Here is a 25,683-nt window from a genome sequence, read left to right as displayed (position 1 = left end):
TCGTGGAAGTCCAGGGCACCAACGGGTGCTCAGCTCCACCCGAAGGAAATCCATGAGCACCACGCTGACTCGTCGCGAGGCCCGCGCCATCGAACGCCAGACCGGTGTGCGCCCAGTCGCAGACGCCACGCAGTCGCTGAGCGCAGTCGCGCTCGCCTCCGTCGCCGGCACCCAAGCCCCCGTCCTGCTGCAGCCCGAAGAGACGGGCCGTATCGAGCGAAACGCGATGACCTCGCTCCTCTCCGTAGTCCCCGCAGATCGAGTCGCGACCGCGGCGACCGAAGTCGAGGCGCCCAGCGTGCCCGCGGCCTTCACCGGGGAGCGGGCCATGACGGTTCGCGCTCCACGCCCCAGGCAGCTCGTCGTCCGCCGCCGCGTCGCCGGAACACTGGCCGCAGCCGCCTCGCTCGCCGCGGTCACCGCGGTCGGAGCCGTCGTGCCGAGCACCATGGCAGCGCCTGCGCCCGCCAGCGAAGCCAGCCTCTCGAACGCAGTGGCCGCATCGGGTGACACCAACGTAGATGCGCAGACCGAGCAGGCGAGCGTCGAAGCGGCCATCGCCGACGCCGTCGCCGATGCCACCCCCGCCGTCGCGGCACCGGAGACCGTGACCGATCGCACGGAGACCGCGGTCGTGAGCATGAGTGCGGATCAGGTCGCCGCCGTCGCGACGCCAGAACCCACTGCAACCGCAGACGCCGCCGCAGCCGACACGAGCGGCGCGAGCAGCTCCGCCGGCCAGAGCGTCGCCGGCTCGAGCGTCGTCGAGACCGCATCGCAGTTCATCGGCGTCTCGCCGTACGTGTTCGGCGGGGCCACCCCAGACGGCTTCGACTGCTCGGGTCTCGTGAAGTACGTGTTCGGCCTCCACGGCATCGACGTGGCACACGGCGTCAGCGCACAGGCGGCGGCGGGCACACGCGTCTCCGACCCGCAGCCGGGTGACCTCGTCATCTTCCCGAACTTCCACGTCGGCATCTACGCCGGCAACGGCCAGATGATCGACGCTCCCACCGAGGGCCGCATGGTCGAGCTCGGTGGCCTCGACGCTGGCGGAAGCTACTACTTCGTCCGCCTCTGAGCGACGCGTCTCCCACATGCGGGAGGGGCAGCTCCCTGTCTTCGGTCTTTCTGGCCGGTGAACAGGGAAAGCTGCCCCTCCCGCATTCTGCATCCGTGGTCTACGCTGTTGCCAGATCGACGACACTCGGGAGCGTCAATGAGGGCACGCAGCGGCATCCACGCCAAGGATGCGCGCGCGTGCTCAGCCCTCGACGTCTACCAGAGCGGTGAAGCCTGTCAGACCGTTCGAATACAGGCCGACGAGTCTCGTCCGTCCATCTACCTACTCGATTCAAGGGTGCCGCCGATCCGGGCGGTGCCCTTTTTTCGTACGGATGCGAAAGCAGGTCCAGCATGCGAACCCTCGTCCTGAACGCAGGCTACGAACCGCTCGGGGTGGTCTCCGACAGGAGGGCACTCGTGCTCGTGCTGCACGGCAAGGCCAGTGTCATCGACGTCGATGAGGACCACCCGGTGCTGGCCTCAAGCGGTGTCTGGGAGCGGCCGCGCGTCATCCTGCTGACCAGGTACGTGCGCGTTCCCATGGCTCGCATGCAGCCGGTGAGTCGCAAGGGCGTGCTGCGCAGGGACGCGAACCGCTGCGGCTACTGCGATGGCTTCGCGAACACGATCGATCACATCCTGCCGCGGTCGAGGGGCGGGCGCGACAGCTGGGAGAACCTCGTCGCCTGCTGCCTCAGGTGCAACAACGTCAAGGGCGACAAGACGCCGGGGGAGATGGGGTGGCGGCTTCGCCTCACACCGAGACCCCCACGGGCAACCGGCTGGTCGCCGCGGAGCGTCGAACGAGAGCTGCCCGAGTGGGCGGCGTACCTCCCCGCCGCGTAGCACGTTTCTGACAGCGTCTCGCCTGCTCCGCTCGTCCTGGATCGCGCGATCTGCTGTCAGGCTCTCCTAGCCGGTTTCCGAGAGCTCCACTGCCCTCTCCTTGAACGCAGCGGCACGCTGGTGCAGCTCGCGGTCGAATGCTGGCTTGGTGGCGGCTCCGAGCGTGGACGCGAAGACGGGCGACGCGAGCTTGTACGTGAACTTCCACGTGGCCTTCGTGCCGCCCTCGACGGCCTCGAATCGCCAGCCCTCGCCGAACGAGGTCAGCCATGCCGGCCCCTTCACCATCTCGGCGGAGCTCACGAGCGGGGCGTGCACCACTCGAAGCTCGAGGATCATGCGCCGCCCTCCCGGGGTCTTCGTGAAGAAGTGCGCTCCGGAGACGGGTGCCGCGGCGCCGCGGATGAACTCGCTGCGGATGACGCCCGGATCCCAGCTCCGAGCCTCGCCGACGGTGTGCGCGAGCGCGAAGGCCGCTTCGACGGAGAGGGGCACGACCACGGACGCTTCCAACTGAGGCATGGCACCAAGTCTAGGAGTGACTAGCCTGGTGCCATGACTGATGCCGACGCCCGTATCGAAGCCGCACGCAGAGCCCTCGAGGAGGCCACAGCTGCGCTCGCGGCCGCCGAGGCCGAAGCGAAGACCGAGAGCGCGACTGCCGCGCAGACAGACCCGGCCGGAGCGCCCGACCCGGCATTGCCCGCGGCGCAGGCCGAGCCGCCAGCTCCCGCCGAGTCCGCCGGCCCGTTGGACGCGCAGCAGCTCGAGACGGTTCGCGCCGGCTACGCGTTCGAGGGCGCCGCGCTCGAGATCGGAGCGATCGTCAACGGTGAGGCGCTCGCAGACGTTCCCGTGCGTATCCCGCTCGCCATGACCAACCGTCACGGCCTCGTCGCCGGCGCAACGGGCACTGGCAAGACGAAGACCCTGCAGGTGCTCGCCGAGCAGCTCTCCGCCGCCGGCGTGCCCGTGTTCGCGGCCGATATCAAGGGCGACCTCTCCGGGATCGCGACGCCAGGCGAGTCGAGCGACAAGCTCCTGGCGCGTACGAAGGGCATCGGGCAGGACTGGGTTCCGGCGGCCGCACCCACCGAGGTGTTCTCGCTCGGCGGGCGAGGCATCGGCGTCCCCATCCGAGCGACCGTCTCGAGCTTCGGGCCGCTCATGCTCTCGAAGGTGCTGGGGCTCAACAAGACGCAGGAGTCGAGCCTCGGCCTCGTCTTCCATTTCGCCGACGAGCAGGGCCTTGCGCTCGTCGACCTCTCCGACCTGCGGACCGTGCTGCAGTACCTCACGAGCACCGAGGGCAAGCTTGAACTCGAGGGGATCGGCGGGCTCTCGAAGCAGACGGCAGGTGTCATCCTGCGCGAGCTCGTGAACTTCTCGGAGCAGGGCGCCGACATCTTCTTCGGAGAGACCGAGATCGACACCCGCGAGTTCCTGCGGGTGACGAACGAGGGGCGCGGCGTCGTCAGCCTCCTCGAGCTGCCCGGCGTCGCCAGCAACCCCGCGCTCTTCTCGACGTTCCTCATGTGGCTGCTCGCCGACCTGTTCAACGAGCTGCCCGAGGTCGGGGACCTCGACAAGCCGAAGCTGGTCTTCTTCTTCGATGAGGCGCACCTCCTGTTCTCGGGCGCCTCCAAGGCGTTCATCGAGCAGATCACGCAGACGGTGCGGCTCATCCGCTCCAAGGGGGTCGGAATCTTCTTCGTCACGCAGACGCCGAAGGACGTTCCTGACGACGTGCTCGCGCAGCTCGGCTCGCGCATCCAGCACCAGCTGCGTGCGCATACCCCCGACGACGCGACCGCGCTGCGCCAGACCGTGCGCACCTACCCGAAGAGCGGGTACGACCTCGAGGAAGTGCTCACGCAGCTCGCGACGGGCGAGGCGATCGTCACCGTCATGAACGAGAAGGGCGCCCCGTCGCCGGTGGCGTGGACTCGCCTCCGCGCCCCGCAGGCCTCCATGTCGCCGACGCCGGAGGACGGCCTCCGCCAGCTCGTCGCCTCGTCGTCGCTGTACCCGCGCTACTCGCAGGTGCTCGATCCGCAGTCGGCGCACGAGGTGCTGACGGCCAAGATGAACGCCGCGGCGGAGCGTGAACGGGCCGAGGCCGCGGCGATCGAAGCGGAGAAGCAGGCGGCGAAGGACGCGAAGGAGCGGGAGCGCGCGGAGAAGGCGGCCCGCTCGCGCACGCAGACTCGCACGACCACCAGGTCACGGCCGGATGCGGGCAGTGGCAACGTCGTGAGCGACATGCTCGGGTCCCGGACCGGCCAGACGATCGTCCGCGAGGTGGTGCGCGGCGTGTTCGGCACGCTCTTCAAGAAGCGCCGCTAGCTCGGCGGGCGAGACCCAGGCGGAGTACGACGAAGGCGGGTGACGGATCTCTTCGATCCGCCACCCGCCTCAGGCTGCGGTCTGGTCGCTAGCTGAGCGCACTCGAGCCGACATCCACAGCGAACTCGGTCCCGCCTTTGAGGGCGGAACCGGCGTGACGCCCTCAGGCCGTGGCGACGATGGGGACACCCTCGCTCGGCTGCACGACGACGAAGCCGGGCCCGTGGAACGCGAGCTGGAACGACTCGCCGGAGCCGCGGCCGATGAGCGAGCCCATCTTGAAGTCGTTCTTGATGGTCGGCTGCAGGTTCTGCGACCAGCAGATCGCAGCCTGGGGGTCGACGAAGGTCGGCTGCACCGAGCAGTCGAGGACCATAGGTGGGCCGTCGCTCGAGACGGCCACGGTGCCGTGGCCACCGACCTCGAGGTTGAAGAGGCCGCCCGTCATCATGCCCGCGTTCGCGAGCATCTTGATGTCCCACTGCAGGTTCGCGTCGAAGGCGAGCAGGTTGGCGGTGTTGATGGTGATGCCCTCACCTTCGAGGACCAGTGTGAAGACGTCAGCGGCCTGGCGGGCGAAGAACACCTCACCCTGCCCCCCGACGCGCATGAGCGAGCCGCCCTCGCCGGAGACCATCTTCTTCATGAACTTGCCGAGGCCGCCTGAGCCCTCGTGCTTGAACTCGAACTGGCCCTGGTAGGCGACCATCGCGCCCTTGGCTGCGAGAACCTCAGGTCCGAAGCCGACGCGGAGCATCTTCTTCGATTGCAGCACCCAACGCTCGGTGCTCTGGCTCTCCCGGTTCGCTTCCGCGAATAGCTCGCTGCGCATGCTGAGTCTCCCTGATCTGTGGTTTCTCGGACGTCCGATGGCTGTATTCGCAGGGCCCGTGGCCCCGCTGTTCGGCATCCTATTGCCGTTCGCTGGCGTGGCGCATGGGGAGTGCTCCCCATGCGCCACTGGAGCCGTTCAGGCTCGTGCTGTAGTGCCGGGGCCTCGCGGTTTGCTCGGCCTGTTAGCTCAACGCGATCTCGTTGGGTGCGCCGGGGAGCGTCGCGGAGGTCGTGATCTCCTCGGTCTCCAGGTTGACGGCGTGGACCGTGCTCGTCGCCGGGTCGGTGACGTAGGCGACGCCGTCCTGCACCTTGAGCGCGGGGTGTGCGTCCTGCCATTCGGCCGGCCCCTCCCACGCGTCGATCACGGGGATCGAGGTGATGGGCGAGCCGTTCTCCTCTGAGAAGAGGTGCAGCGAGCCGTCGGAGCCGAGGATGATCGCCTCGTTGTCGGAGCCGCGGGCGAGGTCGCGGAACGTGTAGCCGACGCCATCGGGCAGCTCGGTGATCGAGATCTTGCCGCTCGTCGTGTCGACGAGCGCGAAGGCCTGCAGGAGGTAGCCCTCGGCGTCCGGGTCGGTCTTGTAGTCGCCGAGGGCGATGGCCGAGTCCTCGGTCGTCAGCATGTTGCCGATGCGACCGAACTCGTCCGGCGAGGACAGCTTCGTGATCGTGCCGTCCGAGTAGGCGAGCGCGCCGTTCTCGCAGCCCACGACCACGACCTCGTCCTTCACCGTGCCTTCGCCGTGCACGCCGGGGCAGTCGGTGGAGCGAGCGAGCTCGGTGCCGTCGGCGTCGGTCGCGACGATGCCGGTGCGGTCGCTCAGCGTCGTGACGAAGGTGCCGTCCGAGAGCTCGATCGAGACGCCGTGGTGGGCGGCGTCGCTCGCAACCGTCTCGGTCTCCGGCAGCTTCGTGCTGTCGTCGAGGAGCGCATCCGTGTCGAAGATCACGGAGTCGCCGCTGCCGTCGAAGAACAGCACCGTCTTGCCGGCGTGCGCGACCGCGTGGCCCGCCTTCGAGCCTTCGAAGGTGACGCCTGTGAGCGCCGGCTCCTGAGTGTCGAGTACCTGGAAGCCGGCGTCGGTCGTGACGAGCACGTTGCGGCCATCGCCGACGGGGTTGACGCGGGTGAACCCGTCGATGGGGACGTCGCCGACGACCTCGAGGGTCGTCGCGTCGAGGACGACGAGCCCGCCGTCGTACGTGAGCGTCACGCGTTGGGCGGTGGCCGCTGCGCCGGGGGTCGCCGCAGCTTCTCCCGTCGCGGCGGGACCGGTCTGGGTGCAGCCGGTGAGGGCGAGGATGCCGAGGGCCGTCACGGCGATGGCGCCGCGGGTCCTGGTGGGGGAGGCGAGGGTCATGGAGACTCTTTCTGTGTTCGGGCTTGCTACTTGGGGTGTTGGGGCTCGCTGTCGAGCGGGCTACGAGGTGAGGCCGGTGGTGATGCGCTCCGTGTTGGCGCGCATCATCTCGAGGTAGGTCTCTGCGCCGCCGCCCGCGGGGGTGAGCGACTCGGTGAAGAGCTGCTCGACGCGGACGTCGATGCCGGCCTCGTCCGCGAGAGCGCGGGCGAGGTCGTCGGGGCTGGAGGAGTCGGCGAAGATCGTGGGCACGCGGGCGGCGGTGATGTCGGCGCTGAGCTCGGCGAAGTCGGCGGCGCTTGGCGCCGCGAGCGTGGTCCCGCCAGGGATCACGGTGCCGACGACCGTGAAGCCGAAGCGCTGGGCGAGGTAGCCGAACACGTGGTGGTTGGTGACAAGGCTCTTCGACTCGCTCGGGATGGTGTCGAACTCGCCCTGCATCCACTCGTCGAGTTCGTCGAGCTCGCTCTCGTAGGCGGCGACGGAGGCGTCGAGGGCCGCCGCGTCGAGCCCGTCGAGGTCGGTCGCGAGTCGGGTGCCGAGCGCGTCGACGACCGCGGACATCCGGGCGGGGTCGGTCCAGAAGTGCGGATCGTCCATGCCTTCCGCGTCGCCTTCCGTGTAGGAGAGGGGCTCGAAGGCGTCGCTTGCCACGAAGTGCGGGATGCCGGCCGCATCGACCTGTTCGAGATGCTGCGCGACGCCCTCTTCCAGTCCGAGTCCGTTGGAGACGACGAAGTCGGCGTTCTCGATCGAGGCGGCTTCCTGGGCGGTGAGGCTGAAGGAGTGCGGGTCGGCGCCGGGCTTCATGAGGGTGACGACGCTCGCCTGGTCGCCGACGAGCTCGGTGACCACGTCGCCGAGGATGTTGGTGGTGACGACGATCTCGGGTCGGTCATCTGCTGCGCTCGTGCTGCAGGACACGAGGCCTGCCGCGAGCGCGAGCGAGGCGAGGACGCCGAGTCCGGTGCGTGTGAAGTGTGAGGCGATCGATGCGCGCATGCTCAGTTTCCCGTCTCGAAGGCGAAGGCAGGGGCCGTCGGCAGCTCGAGGGTGCGGGCGACGCGCGCGCCGTCCTTGTAGTCGATCTCGTGCAGCTCGGCGGAGGCCGGCGTGCTCAGGTAGGCGCGGCTCGTGTCGACGGAGAGATGGATGCCCGAGGCGGTCTCCGGAGCGCCGATCAGCTCAGCCTGCGACCCGGTCACCTCGCCGCTCTCACCATCGATGACCAGCAGGGTCCCCTCGTCGTCCACGGCGACGACTCGGTCGCTGTCGTCGCCGACGGCCACGGCCGTCAGGATGGGGCGTGTTGTTGGCAGGAAGGTCACCTCCTGCGAGCGGGAGGAGGCGAGCCAGATGCCGACGTCTCCAGCGGGACCGGCCACGGCCGGGCGGTGGGGTCGGCTGTCGAGCGAGGTTGCCTGGCCGGGTGCTGCGGTTCCAGCCGTGTCTGCGGACGCGGCGTCCGGGTAGGCGACCTTCGTGATCGACGGTGCGGCAGCCGTGTCCTCGCCCTCGGCGGCCGCGGCGAACACGAGCCCATCCGCGCAGGCGAACGTCGCGCCGAGGCTCGTCTGCTGCACATCGCTCAGCCCAGGGCAGTCGACTCCCTCGCCGAGCTTCGTGCCGTCAGACGAGTAGGCGGTGAGGACGGGGGAGGCACCCGCCGACGCGACGCTGCTCGCGACCACGGCGTCGCCCACCGGCGCGGCCGCGGCGGAGTGGGCCGCCGACTCGATGCGAGTGAGCTCGACGGTCTCACCCTGGCCGAGGGCGTGCCGGTCGAGCACCACCGTCGTGCCGGAGGTCTCGAAGCTCAGGGCGGCGATGCCCTCGTTCGAGGAGACCCGCGCAGCTCCCGTCTCGGTGAGTTCGCCGACGAGGCCAGGAGTCGCACGGTAGTAGTGGACGTGATCCCCGTGGGGCACCGTCCACACCCCGGTGTCGATGATCTCCGTCTTCCCATCGGCGGCGTCGGCGCCCGAGAAGATGAACCGGCCGTCGCTGACGGCCCACGACGCGGGCGCCACGGCATCGAGTGCGGTGCTCTCGCCGGTCAGCAGGTTCAGGACGCTCACGGCGCCGTCCGCGCCGATGCTGCCGATGCTCGTCTGGGCTTCGGCGAGCTCTTCGGCACCCGCCACGAAGCCGTGAGCCTGCTCTTCGGTGGTCGGCGCGCTCGCGGGCGGTGCGGTCTCGGGGCCCGGCGACGGTGACGTGCATCCGGCGAGGGTGAGCATGCCGACGAGGGCGAGGGATGCGCGTGGCGCGAGTCCTCGGGCGGAGACTCGGGGGAGCGGGGAGATCAGGCGTGTGCGGGGCAAGACTGGTCGCTTTCTGCTGGAGCGGTGGATCGGGGGAGGGTGCGGCTGGAGCGCGGTGCACGCAGCACCGAGGCGACGCCGACGGAGATGACGGCGGTCAGCGCGATGGCAGGACCAGCGGCGATGGCGAGATGCCACGAGGCGTAGAGGCCGACCACGACGGAGGCGATGCCGATCGCGCTGCCGAGCGTCATGATGCCGACGACGCTCTTCCGGCTGAGGGATGCGGCGGCCGGGGGAGCGAGAAGGAGGGCGGTCACGAGGAGCGTTCCGATGGTCTGGTAGGAGGCGATGACCGCGACCGCCACGAGGGCGATGAGGGCGAGGCTCGCGCGCTCTGGCCGCAGCCCGAGCGTGAACGCCTTGCGCTCGTCGAAGGCGAGCGCGGTGAAGGGCCGGTGGCAGAGGGCGAGTCCGACGGCGGCGAGCGCGAGCGCCGCAGCGATGAGCCAGAGCTCGCCTGGCCCGATCGCGAGCACATCGCCGAACAGCATCGCCGTGACGTCGACGGCGAAGCTCCCCGACCTGGACACGATCGCGATGCCGAGCGCGAGCATCCCGACGAAGAGGATGCCGATGGCCGTGTCGTTGGAGAGCCGTGTCCGCTTCGTGAGGGTGCGCACGCCGACGGCCATGACGGCGGCCGAGACGGACGCGCCGGCGACCGGCGGGAGGCCGAGGAGGACTGAGACGGCGACGCCCGGCAGGATGCCGTGGGCGAGCGCCTCGCCGAGGAAGGCCATGCCACGCAGGACCACCCAGGTGCCGACGCAGGCGCACAGCACGGCGGCGAGGGAGCCGCCGAGGAGGGCTCTGGCGAAGAAGCTCGCTTCGAGGGGATCGGTGAGGAAGGGCACGAGGAAGGACCGTAGCATAATGAAAACGCTTCTCATTACCGATAGTGTGACGTGCATGGCTGCCCTCATCACGCTCGCGAACGCCACTGTCCGCTACGACGCACACGCCGCACTGTCCGACGTCTCGCTCGAGGTCAGACGCTCCGCGATCACCGTCATCGTCGGGCACAACGGCTCAGGCAAGAGCACGCTCCTCGGCGTGCTCGCCGGGACCACCCCGCTCACCTCGGGGACCCTCGAATGGCACGACTTCGACGCCAGGCCCGGCAGCGTGGCCTACGTGCCCCAGCATGCTCGGCTGCCCGAGGCTTTCCCCCTGACGGTCGGCGCCGCCGTCGCGATGGGCCGCTGGGGCAGAACGGGAGGCCGGCCGAGCGCCTCGAGCTGGCACTGGGGGCGAGGCGCGCGGGCCCGCGTTCGCGACGCCGAGCTCGTCGACGCCGCCATCGAGCAGCTCGGCCTCGGCGAGCTTCGCGGACGACTCCTCAGCCAGCTCTCCGGCGGGCAGCGGCAGCGGGCCCTCGTCGCTCAGGGCATCGCGCAGGACACGGAGGCGCTGCTCTTCGACGAGCCGACCGCAGGGGTCGACGCGGAATCCAGTGCACGCATCGCGGCGTGCCTCGCCGCGCTCGCCGAACAGGGCAAGACCATCGTCGTCGCCAGCCATGACGCCGGAGAGATCGCAGCGGCGGACGCCGTCGTCGCGCTCCGCGACGGACACGTGATCCCCGGGGAATCGCGGATGACTGCGCGAAGCGCTTCATCACTAGGATGACGACTACCCCTCGCTCTCCGGACGAGGAGCGTCGGCGCCGTGCAAGGCGCATCCCCGTCGAAGGAGCCCGCAATGAGCCAGTCCACCCCCATCGTGCGTTTCAACCTCGACCCGAGTCTCCTCAGCCAGAGGCAGGTGAGCACGCTGCGCTGGATCTTCGGCATCGGCGGAGCCGTGGCGATCATCCTCGGCATCGTGGCGCTCGCCTTCCCCATCAAGGCCCTCACGGCCATCGCCTGGATCTTCGGGCTGTTCTTCATCTTCTCGGGCGCCCTGCGCCTCATCCGCGCCATCGTCTCCAAGGGCGTCCCCACCGGCTGGCGGGTCTTCAACGGCGTCGTCGGACTGCTGCTCATCGCGGGTGGCATCATCGCCCTCGTCCAGCCCGTGGCACTCATCGACGCGCTCGGCATCCTCATCGCGATCACCTGGATCATCGAGGGCATCGCGGCGCTCGCGGATGGATCCCCCGGCCAGTCCCGCGGGTTCGCGATCCTCTCCGGCGTGCTCAGCATCGTCGCCGGCCTCCTCATCCTCCTCTGGCCTGCCGGCGTCGTCGTCGTCGCGCTGTGGATCGTGGCGATCATCCTCGTCATCGGCGGGATCACGCAGCTCGTCATGGCGTACCGCTTCGGCAAGCACGCGAAGAAGGCCTGACCCGACATGGCAACCACCACCACCGAGATCCGTCTCGTCGACGACGCGCCCTCGTCGCGCCTGCGCACCTTCACGCGCATCCTGCTCGGCGGCTTCCTCGTCTTCGCGGGGGTCACGCACCTCACCGTTGCCCGCGAGGAGTTCACGGCGCAGGTGCCGAAATCGGTGACAAAGCACACGCCCCTCACGACCGATCAGGTTGTGCTCGCCTCCGGCGTCGCCGAGATCGCGCTCGGCCTGTCGCTCCTGTTCGCGCGCCGCGCAGCCCGTCCGACGGTGGGCTGGATCGCAGCCGGATTCTTCACAGCCGTCTTCCCGGGCAACCTCGCGCAGTTCGCGCGTCGCCGCGACGCGTTCGGGCTAGACACCGACAAGAAGCGCTTCCTGCGTCTCTTCTTCCAGCCCGTGCTCATCGCGTGGTCGCTGTACTCGACCGGAGCCTGGCGCCGCCGAGTGAAGTAGCGGCGCACGCGTGTGTCGTGTCGTGTCGCAGGACAAGGTCCAGCACATCTGCGAGTGCGACACTGCAGGGGTGGATGCACACCTCCGACCATGGGTGGCCGACGATGCCCCTGCACTTGCGAATGCCATGCGAACGTCGCCCGACCTCGCCGCGCAGTTCCCGGGAGGTGTGCCCTCGACAGAGCTCGACTTCGTCTCCTACATGGCGCAGCATCTCGTCTCCGGCACCGCGAAGCACGACCTGGCGATCATCGTCGATGGCATTGCGGTCGGAAACGTCGGGCTGAGCAACATCGAGCACGTGCACCAGACCGGGTGGGCCTACTACTGGCTGGCGAAGGGTGCTCGCGGCAGGGGCCTCGCGACGCGCGGCCTCGCGACGATCGCGGACCTGGCGTTCACGGAGCTCGGCCTCTTCCGCCTTGAGCTCGGCCACCGGACCGGGAACGCGGCGTCCTGCCGCGTCGCGAGTCGTGCCGGGTTCAGGCCCGAGGGCATCGAGCGGCAGAAGCTCCGCTATGGGAAGCAGCGGTTCGACGTCGAGACGCACGCGCGGCTGACGCTCGACCCGGTCCCCGACATCGAGCTCATCCCGCGCACCGCCTCCCTGGCGGGACCGCGGCAGCCGGACCTCACGCGACCGGACCTCGGCCTCGCCTGAGACCAGGCGTGCGGCCGAGCTCGGGACCCGCTCGACCGGGCTGCGCCTCGGCGGGGGAGTTCACGCGGGGTAACGCGATTCCGCGGGGCGTCGCACGGGATGGCAGGTTGGTATCTGATTTCCCCGATCTCGACTGCTGAGGATTCCCACGTGCGCATCTCCCCGACCGTTCCCGAGTCGATCGCCTCGTTGAGGGCCGCGAAACCCGAGGTGGTCGAGCAGACGCTCGCCGCCTACACGGCGCTCTACGAGAGCCCGCAGGTGATCGAGCCCGCCCTGCTCCACGGCTTCGCCAGGACGGTCGCGCGCTGGCAGGGCAACGCGCAGCTCTCCGACTGGCATCTGGCGCAGGGCGCCGATGCTCGACTGCTCGGCGACGAGCTGCCCGCCGATGCGAAGCTGCGCGCGCTCGTGGAGCACGTGGACCTCATCACCGTGTCGCCCGCGCTGGCCACCCACGAAGACCAGCACGTGCTGCCGGTCGCAGGGGTCACTCCGGACGAGATCGTGCTGCTGAGCCAGCTCGTGGCCTTCGAGAGCTACCTGGCACGCATGCTGGACGGCGACGCGCTGCTCGCCGGGACCGCGCCGGAGCGGGTGGATGCGCCTGCCCGCGCCACGGTCGCCGCCGGTCGGTCCAAGGACCTCTCGGGTCGCACCATCGCCGGACTGGCGAAGCCGACCGAGTACACGCAGGAGCAGCTCGAGTGGTCGCCGTGGGTGGCCGCCCCCGACGAGGCGGAGCTGACGGCCGAGCAGGTCGACTCGTTCGCCGCGAAGGCGACCACCAACAGCGTCTACTTCCGGCTCCTGTCCCGGGTGCCTGCGGTGCTGAAGGCCCGCAGCGCCATCGACAACGCCGTGTTCCTCGGCAAGGGCGGGCTGCCTCGCGCCGAGCGGGAGCTCGCCGCGGCCGTCGCCAGCAGGGTCAACGACTGCATCTACTGCGCCTCGGTGCACTCCAGGAAGGCGACCTTCCAGTCGAAGAGGCACGACGACGTGCAGCGCGTGCTGGACGCGGGTCTCGCTCGCGACGCCGACTGGCAGCCGACCTCGCTCGACGCGCTCAGCGACGGGCAGGACGAACGCTGGAGCGCCATCATCCGCTTCGCCGCGAGCCTGTCGACGCTGCGCCCGAGCGCCACGCCTGCGCAGATCGACGAGCTGCGCGCGCTCGGCCTCGACGACGCCGAGCTGTTCGACCTCGTTGGGTCGACGGCGTTCTTCGCTTGGGCGAACCGGCTCATGCTGAGCCTCGGCGAGCCGAACTGGCCCGCCGCAGCTGCCAGCAGCTGAGCATCCGCGCCACTGCGCCGCCCCTGAACGTTCTGCACGACCTGCCACCGAGAGGTACCGATATGCCCATCTCACGCCGACTGCCCGCCGCCATCGCGGCCCTCGTCGCCAGCACCCTGCTCCTCGCCGGCTGCGGCACCGTGACCCCTGAGGGCGGAGCCGACGCCGAGACCATCACCGTCGTCGACGATCAGGACCGCGAGGTCACGATCAACGGACCCGTCGAGCGGGCCGTGGTGCTCAACAGCTACGGCAACGAGTTCGTGCGGGCGATCGGAGCCGGCGACACGGTCGTGGGCGTCGACCGCGCATCCATCAACCGCCTCCCGTACCTCCCTGTCGACGAGGGCGACGTCATCGCCGAGGGCCTCGACCAGATCAACTACGAGGCGGTCGCGGAGCTCGACCCCGACGTCGTCATCATGCCCCGCAACGCCGTATGGCAGGAGGCCGCCGAGCAGCTCGAGTCGTTCGGCATCCCCGTCGTCGTCGCGACCGCCTGGGACTACGCGGTGTTCGACGAGACCGTCACCCTCCTCGGCCAGGTCTTCCAGAAGGAAGAGGGAGCAAGCGCCGTCACCGACTTCTCGAACGAGATCCTCGATGTCGTCGCCGAGCGCACCGAGGGCGTCGAGCCCGTGCCCGTGTACTGGGAGACGGTCGACCCGTACCTGACGGTGCTGCCCGGATCCGGCTTCCACGCCATCATCGAGGCGGCAGGCGGCACGAACGTCTTCGAGAACGCCGCAGGCGGCGGCGACGAGCAGGAGGAGATCACGGTCGACCCTGCCGAGGTCGTCACCCGCAACCCGGCCGTCATCGTCCACGAGTTCGAGCCGAGCGCGACGCCGACCGGCCAGGAGCGCTTCGACACCCTCGGTGCCGAGATCACGTCCCGACCCGGCTGGTCGAACATCACCGCCATCCAGGACGGGGAGGTGTACCTCGCCAACGGCTGGGCGACCAGTGCCGTCGCGAAGTCCATCGGCGCCCTCTACCTCGCCAAGTGGCTGCACCCGGAGGAGTTCGCCGACGTGAACCCCGACGAGTTCCTCGAGCGCTGGGTCGTCGACTTCCAGCAGACCGACTTCCCCGGCGCCAGCGAGTACATCCAGCAGTACCAGGCGGGCGCGTAGTGGCCATCACGACGCCGAAGACCGGCACCGATACCCCGGGCGAGCAGAACGCGGTCGCCTCGAGCGAGCGCAAGCGCGCGAACGTCAAGCGGCTCGCCATCATCGGCGGCGTGGTCGTGAGCACCCTCGCCGTCATCGCCGCCGTCACCATCGGCACGGCCGGAGTGACCTTCGGCGACGTGTGGAAGGCCGTCACCCTTTCGATCTTCGGCGGGACGCTCGAGAACGACTTCGCGCAGAAGTTCTCCATCGTCACCGAGCTGCGCCTCCCACGCGTGCTGCTGGCCTTCGCCGCCGGCGCAGGACTCTCCCTCTCGGGTGTCCTCATGCAGGGGCTCCTCAGGAACCCGCTCGTGAGCCCCTTCACGCTCGGCGTCTCGCCGGCGGCCGCGTTCGGCGCCGCCCTCGCGATCACCATCGCGGGTGGCACGACGCTGCCCTCGTGGGCGATCATCGCGAGCGCGCTGGTCGTCTCGCTCGCCGTATCGGCGCTTGTGCTCGGGCTCGCCTCCGCCAAGGGCATGGCCATCGCCACGCTCCTGCTCCTCGGCATCGCCATCACGCAGCTCTTCGAGGCGCTCACCGCGGCGCTCCAGTTCACGGCCAACGAGAACACGCTGCAGGCCATCGTGCGCTGGACCTTCGGCTCCGTGAACGACGCGACGTGGGGCGACGTGCAGACGGTCGGCATCCTCGTCCTCGCCACGATTCCCTTCGTGCTGTGGTTCGCCAAGGACCTCAACGCCGTCGCCTTCGCGGGCGACGACGCCGCCAAGAGCCTCGGCGTCAACGTGCAGGCGCTCCGCGTCGGACTCATCGTCGTCGCGGTCGTGCTCGCCGCCGTCATCGTCAGCTTCTGCGGCGTGATCGGCTTCGTGGGACTCGTCGGCCCGCACATCGCACGCCTCATCATCGGTGCGGATCACCGCTACCTCATCCCGTTCTCGGTGCTCACGGGAGGGCTGCTGCTGCTCGTCGCCGACACCGTCGGGCGCACGATCCTGGCACCCGCCGTCATCCCCGTCGGCATCGTGGTCGCCTTCATCGGCGCGCCCATCTTCATCCAGCTCATCCTCACGAGGAAGACGGCCCTCAAATGAGCCTGACGATCGACGGCATCGAGTTCGCCTACGGCAAGCACAAGGTGCTGAAGGGCGTGAGCCTCGAAGTGCAGGACGGCACCTTCTGCGCGCTGCTCGGACCGAACGGCTCCGGCAAGTCGACGCTCACGAAGATCATCGCGCGCGTGCACAAGCCGAGCGTGGGGACCGTCACGTTCGACGGCACCGACGTGCTCGGCCTCGGCAGGCGCGAGCACGCGCGAACGGTGGCCTACGTGCCGCAGTCCGGAGAGGCGCCCTTCGACCTCACGGTGCGGGAAGCGGTGCTGCTCGGTCGCACGCCCCACTACGGGATGGCGCCAGGCGCCGAGGACTGGCGGCACGTCCAGGACGCCATCACGCTCCTGAACCTCGACTCTCTCGTGGACAGGAACATGTCGGAGCTCTCCGGAGGCCAGGCGCAGCGTGTGCTCGTGGCCAGGGCCCTCGCGCAGGACCCGAAGGTGCTCCTGCTCGACGAGCCGACGAGCGCGCTCGACCTGCGCTACCAGATCGAGACGCTGCAGATCGTGCGTCGCATCACCCGCACGAAGGGCATCACGGCCCTCATCGCGATCCACGACCTCAACCATGCCGGCCGCTTCTGCGACCAGATCGTCATGCTCGACCAGGGCACGATCATCAAGAGCGGAACGCCAGCTGAGGCGCTGCAGGAGGACACCCTCAAGCAGGTCTACGGGCTGCGCGTGACCGTCGAGGAGCGCGAGGGCTTCGTCGAGGTGCGGCCGGTCGTCGAGGACGACCTGGAGTACCGCATCTGATGTTCGACGCCGTCATCGTCGGGGGCGGTCCGCGCGCCGTCGCCACGGTCCTCAGAGTGGTGGCGCGCCGCCCGGGCGCGCGCATTCGCACAGCGATCGTCGACGCGATCGACGTGGGGGCCGGAGCGACCTGGCGCATCGACCAGCCGGCAGAGTTCCTCAACAACACGACCTCCGGCTCGACGACCATCCACGCTGACGAGTCGACCAGGATGACCGGGCCGATCGTACCGGGCCCTGACCTCGTCGACTGGGCGGCCGCGATCGTCGACCGCGGCGAGCACCCCATGCCGTGGGTCCTCGAGGAGGCGCGCGCGGTGCGCCCCGGCAGCTTCCCCTCCCGGCGGCTGCAGGGGGTCTACTTCCGCGAGCAGCTGGCAGCGGCCGAAGCGAGCGGGTACGTGGAGCTCGACCGCATCCAGGGAACCGCGGTGGATGTGCGCGACGACGGGCCAGACGCACGGACCGTTGTGCTCGCCGACGGCACCGAGCTGCGGGCGCCGATCGTCGTGCTCGCCCAGGGCATGGTGCAGACCCTGCCGAGCGACGAGACGCAGCGCTTCGAGCGGGCAGCGCGAGAGCTTGGCCTCGTCTACATCGCCCCGGGGATGCCGGCCGAGCAGGACTGGAGCGCGGTGCCAGCGGGCGAGGAGGTCATCGTCCGCGGCCTCGGCGCGAACTTCTTCGACGTCGTCGCCGTGCTCACGTCGGGGCGCGGCGGACGGTTCGAGCCCGTCGCCGACGATACGCGAGGGCGGCTGCGCTACCTGCCGTCCGGAGACGAGCCCATCCTCCACGCCGGTTCGCGCCGCGGTGTGCCGTACCGCGCGAAGGCGGACGGCTGGGCTGAGGCGTCGCCGTTCGTGGCGCGCACGGCGAATCCAGACTGGTTCAGGGCGCTCGCCGCGGCCGAGCCGGAGTCGTTGGACTTCCGAGGCGACGTCTGGCCATCCATCGCGCGCGAGTTCGCTGTTGCGTACCTCGCCGCGCTCTCGGGCTGGGCGCCTCACGCCCTCACCGTCTCGCTCCCGGAGGCCCTTGCTGCCCTCGACGATGCCGAGAGCGTCAGCGCCATCGACGACGTCCTCACGGCATCCATCGATCAGCGTGCCGACGACGGCGCCCACGCGTTCACGATCGACTCGCTGCGACGCCCGACGCGGGGACAGCAGGTGAGCCCCGAGCGCTGGCGGCGTCAGGTCGAGCAGCTCGTCGAGAGCGAGCTCGGGTCGATGTCCTCGCCGGACGAGCATCCTCGCGCCGCAGTCAACCGCGCGATGGGGGCTCTGCGGGGCCAGGCGGCACGACTTGCCGTGAGCGGCGTTCTCGAGGGCCGCTCGGCTGTCACCGACTTCGAAGGCTGGTTCAACGCGGACGGGCTGTTCCTCGCATCCGGCCCACCGTCTGGGCGGACTCGTGAGGTGCTCGCGCTCATCGACGCGGGCTTGCTCCGGCTGACCGGACCTGAGACGGCGGTATCTCTCGATGTCGAGGCCGGCGAGTTCGTCGCCCGCTCCGCGATCACGGGCATCGAGGTGCGCGCCCGCGCGCTCATCGAACCCCGCATGTCCAAGGGGAAGGTGCCGGCGACCGACGACCCGCTGCTGCGCGCGCTGCTGGACTCCGGACGCGCTCGAGTGCATGCGAGACGAGCGCGAGACGGAGCGGCCGTCGAGACGGACAGCATGGAGGCCACGGGTGCGAGCCTGGAGGAGGGGAAGCCCGGCCTCAACCTCGTGCGCCGCGACGGCTCCGTCGACGATCGAGTGGTTGTCCTCGGCATCCCGGCACTCAGCACGCAGCCGGGCAGCGCGATCGGAGCGACGCCGCGCAAGCCCTCACCGCTGCTCGCCGGTGCTGACGTCGCCGCGAGGCAGATCGTCCGGCTCGCGAGCAAGCAGCGTCAGAGCTGAACGCGGTCCGGGGCTGGCTCGCGAGCGCCCTGAGGTGCCCACATCAGTCCGGCCACGATGACGGCGAGGAGGGCCACGGCGCCGAGGATCAGGCCCGTCGGCGCGAGACCGAGCTGCGCGCCCGCGAGGCCAGCGATCGGGTAGCAGAGCATGAAGCAGGCGTGTGAGAGCGAGAACTGGGCCGCGAAGACCGCGGGTCGCTGCTCGCCAGCTGCCGCCCTCCGGAGGAGCCTCGAGGAAGGCGTCAGGATCAGTGAGGTCGCGGCGCCGAGCAGCCCCCACACGGGGAGGGCGAGTGGCCAGGACCACGCTGCATCGGTCGAGAGCACGCCCGCCATCGCAAGAAGGCCGATCGGGATGAGGGCAGCGCCGGCAAGCATGACTCGGCGGTCGGAGACGCGATCGAGCACCCGCGGCAGCGCGAGCGCCACGAGCAAGGAGCCGGCTCCGTAGGAGGCGAGCAGGATCGCGAGGTCCGACTGCGCTCGCCCGAGCTGCGCCTGCACGAAGACGACCGAGTTCACGATCACCATGGCCGTGCCGGCCGCCACTGCCAGGTTCAGGGCCAGAAGGGCCCTGAGGTCGCGCGTGCGCCAGAAGACCCGCAGCCCGGAGGTCAGCCGGGAGATGAAGGGGCTCGGTGCTGCGAGCGTGCGGGTGGGGAACGTCGTCGTGCCGACGAGCGTCGCCGAGATGACGAAGCCGAGGACGGTCCCGACGAACAGCGAGTTGGAGCTGACGACGGTGAGCAGCAGGGCCGCGAGCAGCGGGCTCACGAGCGCCTCGAGGTCGTAGGCGAGGCGCGAGAGCGAGAGGGCCCGCGTGTAGAGGCGCTCATCCGGGAGCACATCTGGGATGACGGCCTGGAAGGTTGGCGTGAAGGTCGCGGACGCTGCCTGCAGGACGAAGACGAGCACGTAGACCTGCCAGACCTCGCCCACGAAGGGGAGGCCGAGTGCGATGAGGGCGCGGATGAGGTCAGCCGAGATGAGGACGCGGCGTCGAGACCACCGGCTCGTGACTGCCGCCATGACGGGGGACACCACGACGTAGGCGATCATCTTGATCGTCAGTGCGGTGCCGAGCACGATGCCCGCGTCGCCACCCGCTAGGTCGAACGCGAGGAGGCCGAGCGCGACCGTGAGCAGTCCCGTGCCGACGAGCGCGATGACCTGGGCGGAGAAGAGCCTTCGGAACGCGCGGTTGGCGAGGACCTCACGCATCGACGTCTCCGTGCAGCTCGCGACCCGGCTGCGGGTCTCGCCGGTGGTGGGGCGGGATGGCGTCGGTCCCGCCGACCCCGGCGACGGAGTGCTCTGCCTGGAACAGCGCGTCGGCGACGAGTCGCTTTGCGTGCCCGTTGATGAGCCGGTAGAAGACGCGTGTGCCTTCCTGCCTGGTCGCGACGATGCGGGCGAGGCGCAGCTTGGCGAGGTGCTGCGAGACGCTCGCCGGCGTCTTGCCGACGGCCTCGGCGATGTCGTTCACGGAGTGCTCCCCGTCGTCGAGGACGAGCACGATGCGCACGCGCGTCGCGTCGGCGAGCATGCCGAAGACCTCGGCGGCGAGCTCGACGGTCGGGTTGTCGAGCTCGATGTGTCCGAGTGAGCCCGTGCCGTCTTCCTGCGTATCTGCATGCATACGCAGATAATGGCATAGTTGGGCGAGTCGTGTCGAGGTCGCGCCCAGCGCGGCGCTGTCCTGGCCCCTACCCTGGATGCATGACTGCAGCCGACGACTTCGCGCGCCATCCCATCGATCCGACCTCTCAGGCGAAGCTCGCCGAGTCGGGCCTGCGCTACGAGACGCTCGATACCGATGACGCGGCCACCTTCAACGCATGGGCGCGAGCAGACCTCCGCGGATTCCTCGCCGCCGAACCGAGCGAGAAGCAGCTCGAGGGGATGCGCGCCTCTCTGGGCTACCGCCGCACGACGGGCGTCTGGGACGACTCGGCGCCTCTTGCGGACGAACCCATCGCCACGGTGAGCTCGTGGCCCGCCGACCTCACGCTGCCGGGCGGAAGCCAATTGACCAGCTGGGCGATCAGCTCGGTGACCGTCTCCCAGGCTCGCCGCCGCCGCGGGATCGCCAGGAACCTGCTCGAGGGGGAGCTGCGCACGGCCGTCGCCCTCGGCCTCCCGCTCGCGGCCCTCACGGTGTCGGAGTCGACGATCTACGGCCGGTTCGGGTTCGGGCCCGCGACCTTCGCCGCGAGCTTCAGCATCGACACGCGCCGCGTCCGCTGGGCCGGCCCGACCCCGGGCGGTCGCGTCGACTACGTGGGGCGGGAGAAGTGGGCCGAGCAGATCGGCGGCCTCTTCGACCGCGTCAGGGTGGCCAGGGTCGGGGAGATCGAGGGCTGGGACGGCATGTGGCCCCGCCTCGCGGGAACGGTGCACGACGAGGACGGCGATGGCAAAAAGCTCCGCGCCATCACCTACACCTCGGAGGCCGGTGACCTCGAGGGGGCAGCGCTGTTCAAGCTCGAGGGCGGCGACCACGACTACGCGAGCCACACGCTGAACGTCGAGTTCCTCCGCGCCGTCAGCGACGACGCCTACGCCGCGCTGTGGCGCTTCTTCCTCGAGGCCGATCTCGTCGCGACCGTCAAGGCGGAGCAGCTCGCCATCGACGAGCCCATCAGGTGGATGCTCGGCGACCAGCGGGCCGCGACCGTCACGACCTCCGACCACCAGTGGCTGCGCATCCTCGACACGAAGGCCGTGCTGGACGCGCGACGGTATTCGTCGCCCGGCGTGCTCGGACTCGAGATCGAGGATGCGCTCGGCTTCGCGGGCGGCTCGTTCGTGCTCACGGTCGATGCGGATGGCGTTGGGACGGCGGAGCCGGTCGATGCCCTGCCCGAGGGTTCGGCAGCCGTGCGCCTGCGCGTGGACGCGCTCGGGTCGCTTGTCCTCGGCGGCGTATCGCCCGCCGCGCTCCGCGCAGCAGGCTCCCTGCACGAGCTGAGCGACGGGGCGGCGGAGCTCGCGGGACGCGTGCTGCGGGTCTCTCCGGAGCCCTCGCCGGGCATCTGGTACTGAGCTCCGCGGTGCGCCGCTCCGCCGACGGTGAACATCGCCAGCTTGGCGGGGCGGCGCGCAACTAGAATCTGCGACATGGCATCTGGATTCTGGGGGCGCGCTCGCCGCGCGAAGCAAGCGCAGCAGGCCGAGATCGACGCCCACGACAAGGACCTGGCGATGAAGGCGGGTGTTGCGCTCGTCGACGCCGATGAGCGCATCCGGCTCATGAACGACGAGCTCTCGTTCGCGGAGGCCGAACTGGGCTCCGGCGCGACACAGGACCTGAAGGACACGCTCGTCAACGTGCGCAAGTACATGGGCGAGGCGTTCCACCTGAACCAGCTGAACGTCGATGACATCCCGGACACGCCAGACGAGCTGCGCACCAGGAACGCGCGGATCGTGCAGATCTGCGAGTGGGCGATGGGGCTGCTCGAGGAGAAGTCCTCGGTGCTCGAGGAGGACGTCGCGGTGGTGCGGCAGACGCCCGCCGTGCTCGATGGCGTCAAGCGGGACTCGGAGCGGCTGCGCGCGCGCATCCCCGACGCACAGGCCAGCATCGATCGGCTTGCGCTTCGCTACTCGGACGCCGCGCTGCACCAGGTGGGCGACAACCCCGCCGAGGCGGCCCAGCTCCTGACCTTCGCGGAGCACAGCGCCGACGTGTCGTTGCGCCGCCGCGAGGCCGGGCAGAACGAGCAGTCGCGGCTTGCCCTCGAGGCGTCCACGGAGGCCGTGCGCCGCGTGCACACGCTGCTTGACGCCGTCGAGAACTACGAGATCGAGGCGCTGCGCGCCGAATCGACGCTCGCAGCCGTGATCGCGGACTCGAGGGGCGATCTCGTCGCGGCGAGGGACGTGCCACGCAGCCAGGAGGTCGAGGAAGCGGCAAAACGGCTCACCGATGCGCTCGCCGCGCTCCCTCCCGCGGGCGAGCGAACCGACCCGTTTGCGTCGCTCTCGAGGCTCCGCGCCGCGAACACGGGGCTCGACGAGGCGATCGCCAAGGCCAGGGACAGGGCCGCGCGGCCTATCCCGTCGCAGACTCAGGTCGTGACCGCCATCGACGACGCGGACCGGCAGATCGCCGTCGCCAACGACGTCATCTCCGGCCACCGGGGCTGGATCGGCTCGGCGCCGCGAACCCGGCTGGCTGAGGCGGAGCGCATCCGCAACGAGCTCGTGAGCTTTCGGGGCGGTGAGGACGAACGCGAGCAGGCGCTCGCGCTGGCGCGCCGGGCGGGTTCGCTCGCGAGCGAGGCGCTGCAGCTCGCGCAGCGCGACATCGACCAGTCACGTCCGCAGCAGCAGCAGGGATACGACGAGTGGGGCCAGCCGCGGGGCGGCGGCTACCAGGGTGGCTACGGTGGTCGCGGCGGCCGACGCGGCGGAGACATGGGCGACGTCGTGGGCGGTGTGCTCGGCGGCCTCATGATCGGCGGGCTGCTCGACGGGATGTTCGACTAGCGGCTCCGGCACCCCGGGTTGGGCCCTCGCTGCGGCGGCACCCGCCGGCCGTCGTTGATCGCCGCGACGCTCGCTACTTGGCGGAGCGCACGGAGAGCAGCTCGTAGCCCTCAGGGACCATCGCCTCGATCTTCGCCTTCGCCGCCTCGTAGGAGTCGGCTTCAGCCTCGATCGTCTCGCTGGCTACTGGACGGATGACTGCAATGACCTTGACCATCCGCTGATCATAGAGCGGACGCGCTGCCCAGGCTGGCACGACGCGGCCCGTCGGACGCCTGCGCGCCTCGGCTGTTGGTGCGTGCCCCAGGTCGGTTAGTCCCGCTCGGTTGAGGGTCGCGCATCGTGCAGGATGCGCTTGGTGGCTCTGGCCTCCCACGCCTCCTGGAGCAGTTCGCCGAGCCTCGGCGGGGTGATGTTCGCAAGCTGCACGAGCACGCTCGGGTGGCCGTCGTAGTGGGGTGTGGTGAAGAACGCCGACGGCTCGCCCTGGAGCAGCGCCTCGCGCTCGCCGAGGTCGGCGCGCCAGCAGACGAGCACCCCGGGCTCGTCGTGGATGCGCGCGAACATCTTCGTGCCGACGTAGAACGCCGGGGTGCCGTACGCGGTGCGCTCCGAGGTCTCCGGGAGGCGGAGCGCCAGCCGTCGCACATCGTCGTCGCTGCTCATGACGCCATCGTGCCACCGTCCGGCCGTCCCGTGCCCGGTCGTTGTCGGAACGAGACGGCGTCGCCGCCCGAGCGAGCAGGCCGTGCTGTGGGCGGTGGCCCAGGATGCCCGCCATCGCCTTGGACGCGCCAGGGAGGGAATAGCGAGGGGCGCCCACTCGCTGGACCCGGGTATGAAGGCAATCGTCTACTCAGCCACCGGTCCGTCCAGCGTCCTCTCCCAGGTCGAGCGCGAGGTCGCGCAGCCTGGCCCAGGCGAAGTCCGCGTGAGGGTCGTCGCCTCCGGCGTGAATCCCACCGATTGGAAGGCCCGCGACGGCGGTGGCGCGGGCAGTCTGCTCGGCTTCCCGGAGGTCGTCCCGAACCAGGACGGTGCGGGCGTCGTCGATGCCCTCGGTGAAGGCGTGGACACGCTCGCCGTCGGCGACCGTGTCTGGGTGTACCTCGCGGCGCACAACCGGCCGACGGGCACGGCACAGGAGTTCTCGGTGCTGCCGGCCGACCGTGTCGTGCGCCTGCCCGAGGGCATCGACTTCGACGTCGCCGCGAGCCTCGGCGTGCCCGCCATGACGGCGCACCGCGCGCTCACGGTGCACGAGCACGGCCCCGCCCGTCTCTCGCCCGAGGCGCTCGCGGGCCGCACGGTGCTGGTGCACGGCGGCGCCGGAGCTGTCGGTCACGCGGCCATCCAGCTCTCGGCGTGGGCAGGTGCGACGGTGATCACGTCGGTGAGCAGCGACGAGAAGGAAGCGCTGGCCCTCGCAGCCGGGGCGCACCACGTGGTCCGCTACCCGGACGCCTCGCTGGCCGAGCGCATCAAGGAACTGGCTCCGAACGGGGTCGACCACATCGTCGAGGTCTCACCCACGCAGAACGCGGCGCTCGACGTCGAGGTCATCGCCAACCACGGCAGCATCGCCTACTACGCGAACAACAACGGCGACGACTTCACCGTGCCCATCATCGCGAGCTTCGCGAAGAACGTCCGCTGGCAGGGGCTGCTGCTCTACACGGTGGGCCCGGATGCGCTGCACGCGGCGGCCGAGGACGTGACGGCGGCGCTCGTCGACGGCGCGCTCCCCGTAGGGGAGCCGGCTGGCCTGCCCATCACGTGGTTCCCGCTCGAGGAGACGGCCCAGGCGCACGACGCGGTCGAGGGTGGAGCTGTGGGGAAGGTGCTCATCCGCGTCGCGGACGAGCACGCCTGATCGCAGCGGTTGCAGTGACGTCGGCCCCACCTCAGCTATCGCTGCGGTGGGGCCGAATCTCACTGGGGGAAGCGAGCGTCCTTGCCGTAGTCGTCGAGGCGGGCGGTCAGGGCGGCGTGCACCTGGGGTGGTGCGTCGTCGCCGATGAGCACACGCAGTCGAGTGTCGCCGGGGTCGCCGACGTGCGAGAGGATCGCCTCCGCCGCGGACGCGGGGGAGGTGCCGCTCGGCTCGACGCCGGCCGGCGGCGCAGGCCAGGGGACGCTCGGCGTTCCGAAGAGCTGCGTGCGCAGGTCGTCGTAGGCGCCGTTGGGCGTGCTGAACTGCATGCTGCCTCCGGCCCAGTCGGTGCCGAGCTCGCCCGGCTGCACGATCGTCGCGCGGATGCCGAAGCCGGCGACTTCGGCTGCAAGCGCTTCGCTGAAGCCTTCGAGCCCCCACTTGGCCGCGTTGTAGAGGCCGAGCGTCGGCACGGTGCCGACCGCGCCGACCGTCGAGATCTGCACGATGTGCCCGGCGCCACGTGCCCGCATCCCGGGCAGCACCGCCTGGCTGAGCCAGAGCGGTCCGAGGAGGTCGGTGTCGATGATGCTGCGAGCTTCCGGCTCAGTGACCTCCTCCGCCGCGCCGATGAGGCCGTACCCGGCGTTGTTGACGAGAACGTCGACCGCGCCGAAGTGCGAGGAGGCCCGTTCGATGACGTCGAAGGCCGGCGTTCGGTCCCGGACGTCGAGGGGGAGGACCAGCAGCCTGTCGTGCTCCGGGAGTGAGTGCTCGCCGCGCACCGTTGCGACGACGTTGTGCGACGCGGCCAGTGCGGCGAGCGTCAGGGCGCGTCCGAGTCCGCGGTTCGCGCCAGTGATCAGCCAGGTCTGCGCTGTGCTCATAGCTCGACG

General features: G+C 70.1%; 26 protein-coding genes. 15 read left to right on the top strand and 11 right to left on the bottom strand.

The features are described 5' to 3' along the window. Positions 1 to 52: 52 nt before the first annotated feature. Together GV007_RS14165 and GV007_RS14160 are read left to right on the top strand one after the other, a co-directional pair. Positions 53 to 1,081: a C40 family peptidase gene (locus GV007_RS14165; RefSeq protein WP_160073566.1), complete on the top strand. Its 1,029-nt coding sequence runs from the start codon at positions 53 to 55 to the stop codon at positions 1,079 to 1,081. A gap of 335 nt (positions 1,082 to 1,416) precedes the next feature. Beyond that, positions 1,417 to 1,911, top strand: a complete 495-nt coding sequence (locus tag GV007_RS14160) for an HNH endonuclease (protein ID WP_104241887.1) — start codon at positions 1,417 to 1,419, stop codon at positions 1,909 to 1,911. 66 nt (positions 1,912 to 1,977) lie between these two features. Here the strand turns inward: GV007_RS14160 and GV007_RS14155 are convergent, their stop codons facing one another. After that, positions 1,978 to 2,433: a type II toxin-antitoxin system RatA family toxin gene (locus tag GV007_RS14155; RefSeq protein ID WP_160073564.1), complete on the bottom strand. Its 456-nt coding sequence runs from the start codon at positions 2,431 to 2,433 to the stop codon at positions 1,978 to 1,980. Positions 2,434 to 2,466: 33 nt separating this feature from the next. Between GV007_RS14155 and GV007_RS14150 the strand changes: the two genes are divergently transcribed. Continuing rightward, the gene (locus tag GV007_RS14150) at positions 2,467 to 4,257 is read left to right on the top strand and encodes a helicase HerA-like domain-containing protein (RefSeq protein WP_160073562.1); all 1,791 of its coding nucleotides are present in this window, start codon (positions 2,467 to 2,469) and stop codon (positions 4,255 to 4,257) included. A 163-nt stretch (positions 4,258 to 4,420) separates the two neighbouring features. Here GV007_RS14150 and GV007_RS14145 read toward each other — a convergent pair whose 3' ends face one another. The 5 genes from GV007_RS14145 to aztB all read right to left on the bottom strand — a co-directional run bounded on the left by GV007_RS14145 (position 4,421) and on the right by aztB (position 9,654). Then, positions 4,421 to 5,089: an AIM24 family protein gene (locus GV007_RS14145; RefSeq protein ID WP_160073560.1), complete on the bottom strand. Its 669-nt coding sequence runs from the start codon at positions 5,087 to 5,089 to the stop codon at positions 4,421 to 4,423. A 184-nt stretch (positions 5,090 to 5,273) separates the two neighbouring features. Then, the gene (gene aztD, locus GV007_RS14140) at positions 5,274 to 6,455 is read right to left on the bottom strand and encodes a zinc metallochaperone AztD (protein WP_160073558.1); all 1,182 of its coding nucleotides are present in this window, start codon (positions 6,453 to 6,455) and stop codon (positions 5,274 to 5,276) included. A 60-nt stretch (positions 6,456 to 6,515) separates the two neighbouring features. Further along, entirely contained in the window at positions 6,516 to 7,457 is a 942-nt protein-coding gene (gene aztC / locus GV007_RS14135) for a zinc ABC transporter substrate-binding protein AztC (RefSeq protein ID WP_160073556.1), read from the bottom strand. Positions 7,458 to 7,459: 2 nt separating this feature from the next. Further along, positions 7,460 to 8,779 carry a hypothetical protein gene (locus GV007_RS14130; RefSeq protein ID WP_160073554.1) on the bottom strand — a complete coding sequence of 440 codons (1,320 nt, stop codon included), beginning with the start codon at positions 8,777 to 8,779 and terminating at the stop codon, positions 7,460 to 7,462. Next, positions 8,761 to 9,654, bottom strand: coding sequence for a zinc ABC transporter permease AztB (aztB, locus tag GV007_RS14125; protein ID WP_160073552.1), 894 nt, complete (start codon positions 9,652 to 9,654; stop codon positions 8,761 to 8,763). The genes GV007_RS14130 and aztB overlap by 19 nt, the downstream gene beginning before the upstream one ends. Before the next feature lie 37 nt (positions 9,655 to 9,691). Between aztB and GV007_RS14120 the strand changes: the two genes are divergently transcribed. From GV007_RS14120 to GV007_RS14080, 9 genes are all read left to right on the top strand, one after another. Beyond that, positions 9,692 to 10,411, top strand: a complete 720-nt coding sequence (locus GV007_RS14120) for a metal ABC transporter ATP-binding protein (RefSeq protein WP_160073550.1) — start codon at positions 9,692 to 9,694, stop codon at positions 10,409 to 10,411. A 72-nt stretch (positions 10,412 to 10,483) separates the two neighbouring features. Further along, the gene (locus GV007_RS14115; RefSeq protein ID WP_160073548.1) at positions 10,484 to 11,068 is read left to right on the top strand and encodes an HdeD family acid-resistance protein; all 585 of its coding nucleotides are present in this window, start codon (positions 10,484 to 10,486) and stop codon (positions 11,066 to 11,068) included. A gap of 6 nt (positions 11,069 to 11,074) precedes the next feature. Continuing rightward, positions 11,075 to 11,530: a DoxX family protein gene (locus GV007_RS14110; RefSeq protein ID WP_160073546.1), complete on the top strand. Its 456-nt coding sequence runs from the start codon at positions 11,075 to 11,077 to the stop codon at positions 11,528 to 11,530. Between the two features lie 10 nt (positions 11,531 to 11,540). After that, complete coding sequence (locus GV007_RS14105; protein WP_328809487.1) at positions 11,541 to 12,191, top strand: GNAT family N-acetyltransferase; 651 nt, start codon at positions 11,541 to 11,543, stop codon at positions 12,189 to 12,191. 150 nt (positions 12,192 to 12,341) lie between these two features. Beyond that, the gene (locus tag GV007_RS19265; RefSeq protein WP_236558507.1) at positions 12,342 to 13,487 is read left to right on the top strand and encodes a peroxidase-related enzyme; all 1,146 of its coding nucleotides are present in this window, start codon (positions 12,342 to 12,344) and stop codon (positions 13,485 to 13,487) included. A 62-nt stretch (positions 13,488 to 13,549) separates the two neighbouring features. Further along, positions 13,550 to 14,623 carry an ABC transporter substrate-binding protein gene (locus GV007_RS14095; RefSeq protein ID WP_160073525.1) on the top strand — a complete coding sequence of 358 codons (1,074 nt, stop codon included), beginning with the start codon at positions 13,550 to 13,552 and terminating at the stop codon, positions 14,621 to 14,623. Continuing rightward, positions 14,623 to 15,723: a FecCD family ABC transporter permease gene (locus GV007_RS14090; RefSeq protein WP_160073523.1), complete on the top strand. Its 1,101-nt coding sequence runs from the start codon at positions 14,623 to 14,625 to the stop codon at positions 15,721 to 15,723. The genes GV007_RS14095 and GV007_RS14090 overlap by 1 nt, the downstream gene beginning before the upstream one ends. After that, positions 15,720 to 16,505 carry an ABC transporter ATP-binding protein gene (locus tag GV007_RS14085; protein ID WP_104241856.1) on the top strand — a complete coding sequence of 262 codons (786 nt, stop codon included), beginning with the start codon at positions 15,720 to 15,722 and terminating at the stop codon, positions 16,503 to 16,505. Before GV007_RS14090 ends, GV007_RS14085 begins: the two co-directional genes overlap by 4 nt. Beyond that, positions 16,505 to 18,418 (top strand): FAD/NAD(P)-binding protein, encoded by a 1,914-nt coding sequence (locus tag GV007_RS14080; protein ID WP_160073521.1) that lies wholly within the window; start codon positions 16,505 to 16,507, stop codon positions 18,416 to 18,418. The genes GV007_RS14085 and GV007_RS14080 overlap by 1 nt, the downstream gene beginning before the upstream one ends. Here the strand turns inward: GV007_RS14080 and GV007_RS14075 are convergent. Both GV007_RS14075 and GV007_RS14070 read right to left on the bottom strand, forming a co-directional pair. Then, complete coding sequence (locus GV007_RS14075) at positions 18,409 to 19,641, bottom strand: MFS transporter (RefSeq protein ID WP_160073519.1); 1,233 nt, start codon at positions 19,639 to 19,641, stop codon at positions 18,409 to 18,411. The two genes, GV007_RS14080 and GV007_RS14075, sit on opposite strands and share 10 nt — an antisense overlap. Then, positions 19,634 to 20,059, bottom strand: coding sequence for an ArsR/SmtB family transcription factor (locus GV007_RS14070; protein ID WP_160073517.1), 426 nt, complete (start codon positions 20,057 to 20,059; stop codon positions 19,634 to 19,636). The genes GV007_RS14075 and GV007_RS14070 overlap by 8 nt, the downstream gene beginning before the upstream one ends. Before the next feature lie 80 nt (positions 20,060 to 20,139). Here GV007_RS14070 and GV007_RS14065 point away from each other — a divergent pair, with 80 nt between their 5' ends. Beyond that, complete coding sequence (locus GV007_RS14065; RefSeq protein WP_160073515.1) at positions 20,140 to 21,465, top strand: GNAT family N-acetyltransferase; 1,326 nt, start codon at positions 20,140 to 20,142, stop codon at positions 21,463 to 21,465. Between the two features lie 75 nt (positions 21,466 to 21,540). After that, on the top strand, positions 21,541 to 22,914 hold the full coding sequence (locus tag GV007_RS14060) for a hypothetical protein (RefSeq protein WP_160073513.1): 1,374 nt from the start codon (positions 21,541 to 21,543) through the stop codon (positions 22,912 to 22,914). Between the two features lie 73 nt (positions 22,915 to 22,987). On the opposite strand, the gene GV007_RS14055 is transcribed toward GV007_RS14060, so the two are convergent. Further along, positions 22,988 to 23,131: a hypothetical protein gene (locus GV007_RS14055; protein ID WP_160073511.1), complete on the bottom strand. Its 144-nt coding sequence runs from the start codon at positions 23,129 to 23,131 to the stop codon at positions 22,988 to 22,990. A 95-nt stretch (positions 23,132 to 23,226) separates the two neighbouring features. Beyond that, positions 23,227 to 23,580 carry an MmcQ/YjbR family DNA-binding protein gene (locus tag GV007_RS14050; protein ID WP_160073509.1) on the bottom strand — a complete coding sequence of 118 codons (354 nt, stop codon included), beginning with the start codon at positions 23,578 to 23,580 and terminating at the stop codon, positions 23,227 to 23,229. Positions 23,581 to 23,752: 172 nt separating this feature from the next. Here GV007_RS14050 and GV007_RS14045 point away from each other — a divergent pair, with 172 nt between their 5' ends. Continuing rightward, positions 23,753 to 24,787, top strand: a complete 1,035-nt coding sequence (locus tag GV007_RS14045) for an NADPH:quinone reductase (protein ID WP_160073507.1) — start codon at positions 23,753 to 23,755, stop codon at positions 24,785 to 24,787. A gap of 59 nt (positions 24,788 to 24,846) precedes the next feature. Here GV007_RS14045 and GV007_RS14040 read toward each other — a convergent pair whose 3' ends face one another. Further along, entirely contained in the window at positions 24,847 to 25,674 is an 828-nt protein-coding gene (locus tag GV007_RS14040) for an SDR family NAD(P)-dependent oxidoreductase (RefSeq protein ID WP_236558506.1), read from the bottom strand. Positions 25,675 to 25,683: the final 9 nt, after the last annotated feature.

It is taken from the genome of Pseudoclavibacter sp. 8L, from assembly GCF_902506465.1.
Classification (GTDB): Bacteria; Actinomycetota; Actinomycetes; order Actinomycetales; family Microbacteriaceae; genus Pseudoclavibacter.
The sequence above is the reverse complement of the archived record's forward strand: the minus strand, read 5'-3'. Positions and strand labels throughout refer to the sequence as shown.

Excerpts from the sequence above, each read along its gene's own strand:
- GV007_RS14165 (WP_160073566.1), top strand. The coding sequence starts at position 53 with ATGAGCACCACGCTGACTCGTCGCGAGGCCCGCGCCATCGAACGCCAG.
- GV007_RS14160 (WP_104241887.1), top strand. The coding sequence starts at position 1,417 with ATGCGAACCCTCGTCCTGAACGCAGGCTACGAACCGCTCGGGGTGGTC.
- GV007_RS14155 (WP_160073564.1), bottom strand. The coding sequence starts at position 2,433 with ATGCCTCAGTTGGAAGCGTCCGTGGTCGTGCCCCTCTCCGTCGAAGCG.
- GV007_RS14150 (WP_160073562.1), top strand. The coding sequence starts at position 2,467 with ATGACTGATGCCGACGCCCGTATCGAAGCCGCACGCAGAGCCCTCGAG.
- GV007_RS14145 (WP_160073560.1), bottom strand. The coding sequence starts at position 5,089 with ATGCGCAGCGAGCTATTCGCGGAAGCGAACCGGGAGAGCCAGAGCACC.
- aztD (WP_160073558.1), bottom strand. The coding sequence starts at position 6,455 with ATGACCCTCGCCTCCCCCACCAGGACCCGCGGCGCCATCGCCGTGACG.
- aztC (WP_160073556.1), bottom strand. The coding sequence starts at position 7,457 with ATGCGCGCATCGATCGCCTCACACTTCACACGCACCGGACTCGGCGTC.
- aztB (WP_160073552.1), bottom strand. The coding sequence starts at position 9,654 with ATGCTACGGTCCTTCCTCGTGCCCTTCCTCACCGATCCCCTCGAAGCG.
- GV007_RS14120 (WP_160073550.1), top strand. The coding sequence starts at position 9,692 with ATGGCTGCCCTCATCACGCTCGCGAACGCCACTGTCCGCTACGACGCA.
- GV007_RS14115 (WP_160073548.1), top strand. The coding sequence starts at position 10,484 with ATGAGCCAGTCCACCCCCATCGTGCGTTTCAACCTCGACCCGAGTCTC.
- GV007_RS14110 (WP_160073546.1), top strand. The coding sequence starts at position 11,075 with ATGGCAACCACCACCACCGAGATCCGTCTCGTCGACGACGCGCCCTCG.
- GV007_RS14095 (WP_160073525.1), top strand. The coding sequence starts at position 13,550 with ATGCCCATCTCACGCCGACTGCCCGCCGCCATCGCGGCCCTCGTCGCC.
- GV007_RS14085 (WP_104241856.1), top strand. The coding sequence starts at position 15,720 with ATGAGCCTGACGATCGACGGCATCGAGTTCGCCTACGGCAAGCACAAG.
- GV007_RS14080 (WP_160073521.1), top strand. The coding sequence starts at position 16,505 with ATGTTCGACGCCGTCATCGTCGGGGGCGGTCCGCGCGCCGTCGCCACG.
- GV007_RS14075 (WP_160073519.1), bottom strand. The coding sequence starts at position 19,641 with ATGCGTGAGGTCCTCGCCAACCGCGCGTTCCGAAGGCTCTTCTCCGCC.
- GV007_RS14070 (WP_160073517.1), bottom strand. The coding sequence starts at position 20,059 with ATGCATGCAGATACGCAGGAAGACGGCACGGGCTCACTCGGACACATC.
- GV007_RS14065 (WP_160073515.1), top strand. The coding sequence starts at position 20,140 with ATGACTGCAGCCGACGACTTCGCGCGCCATCCCATCGATCCGACCTCT.
- GV007_RS14060 (WP_160073513.1), top strand. The coding sequence starts at position 21,541 with ATGGCATCTGGATTCTGGGGGCGCGCTCGCCGCGCGAAGCAAGCGCAG.
- GV007_RS14055 (WP_160073511.1), bottom strand. The coding sequence starts at position 23,131 with ATGGTCAAGGTCATTGCAGTCATCCGTCCAGTAGCCAGCGAGACGATC.
- GV007_RS14050 (WP_160073509.1), bottom strand. The coding sequence starts at position 23,580 with ATGAGCAGCGACGACGATGTGCGACGGCTGGCGCTCCGCCTCCCGGAG.
- GV007_RS14045 (WP_160073507.1), top strand. The coding sequence starts at position 23,753 with ATGAAGGCAATCGTCTACTCAGCCACCGGTCCGTCCAGCGTCCTCTCC.
- GV007_RS14040 (WP_236558506.1), bottom strand. The coding sequence starts at position 25,674 with ATGAGCACAGCGCAGACCTGGCTGATCACTGGCGCGAACCGCGGACTC.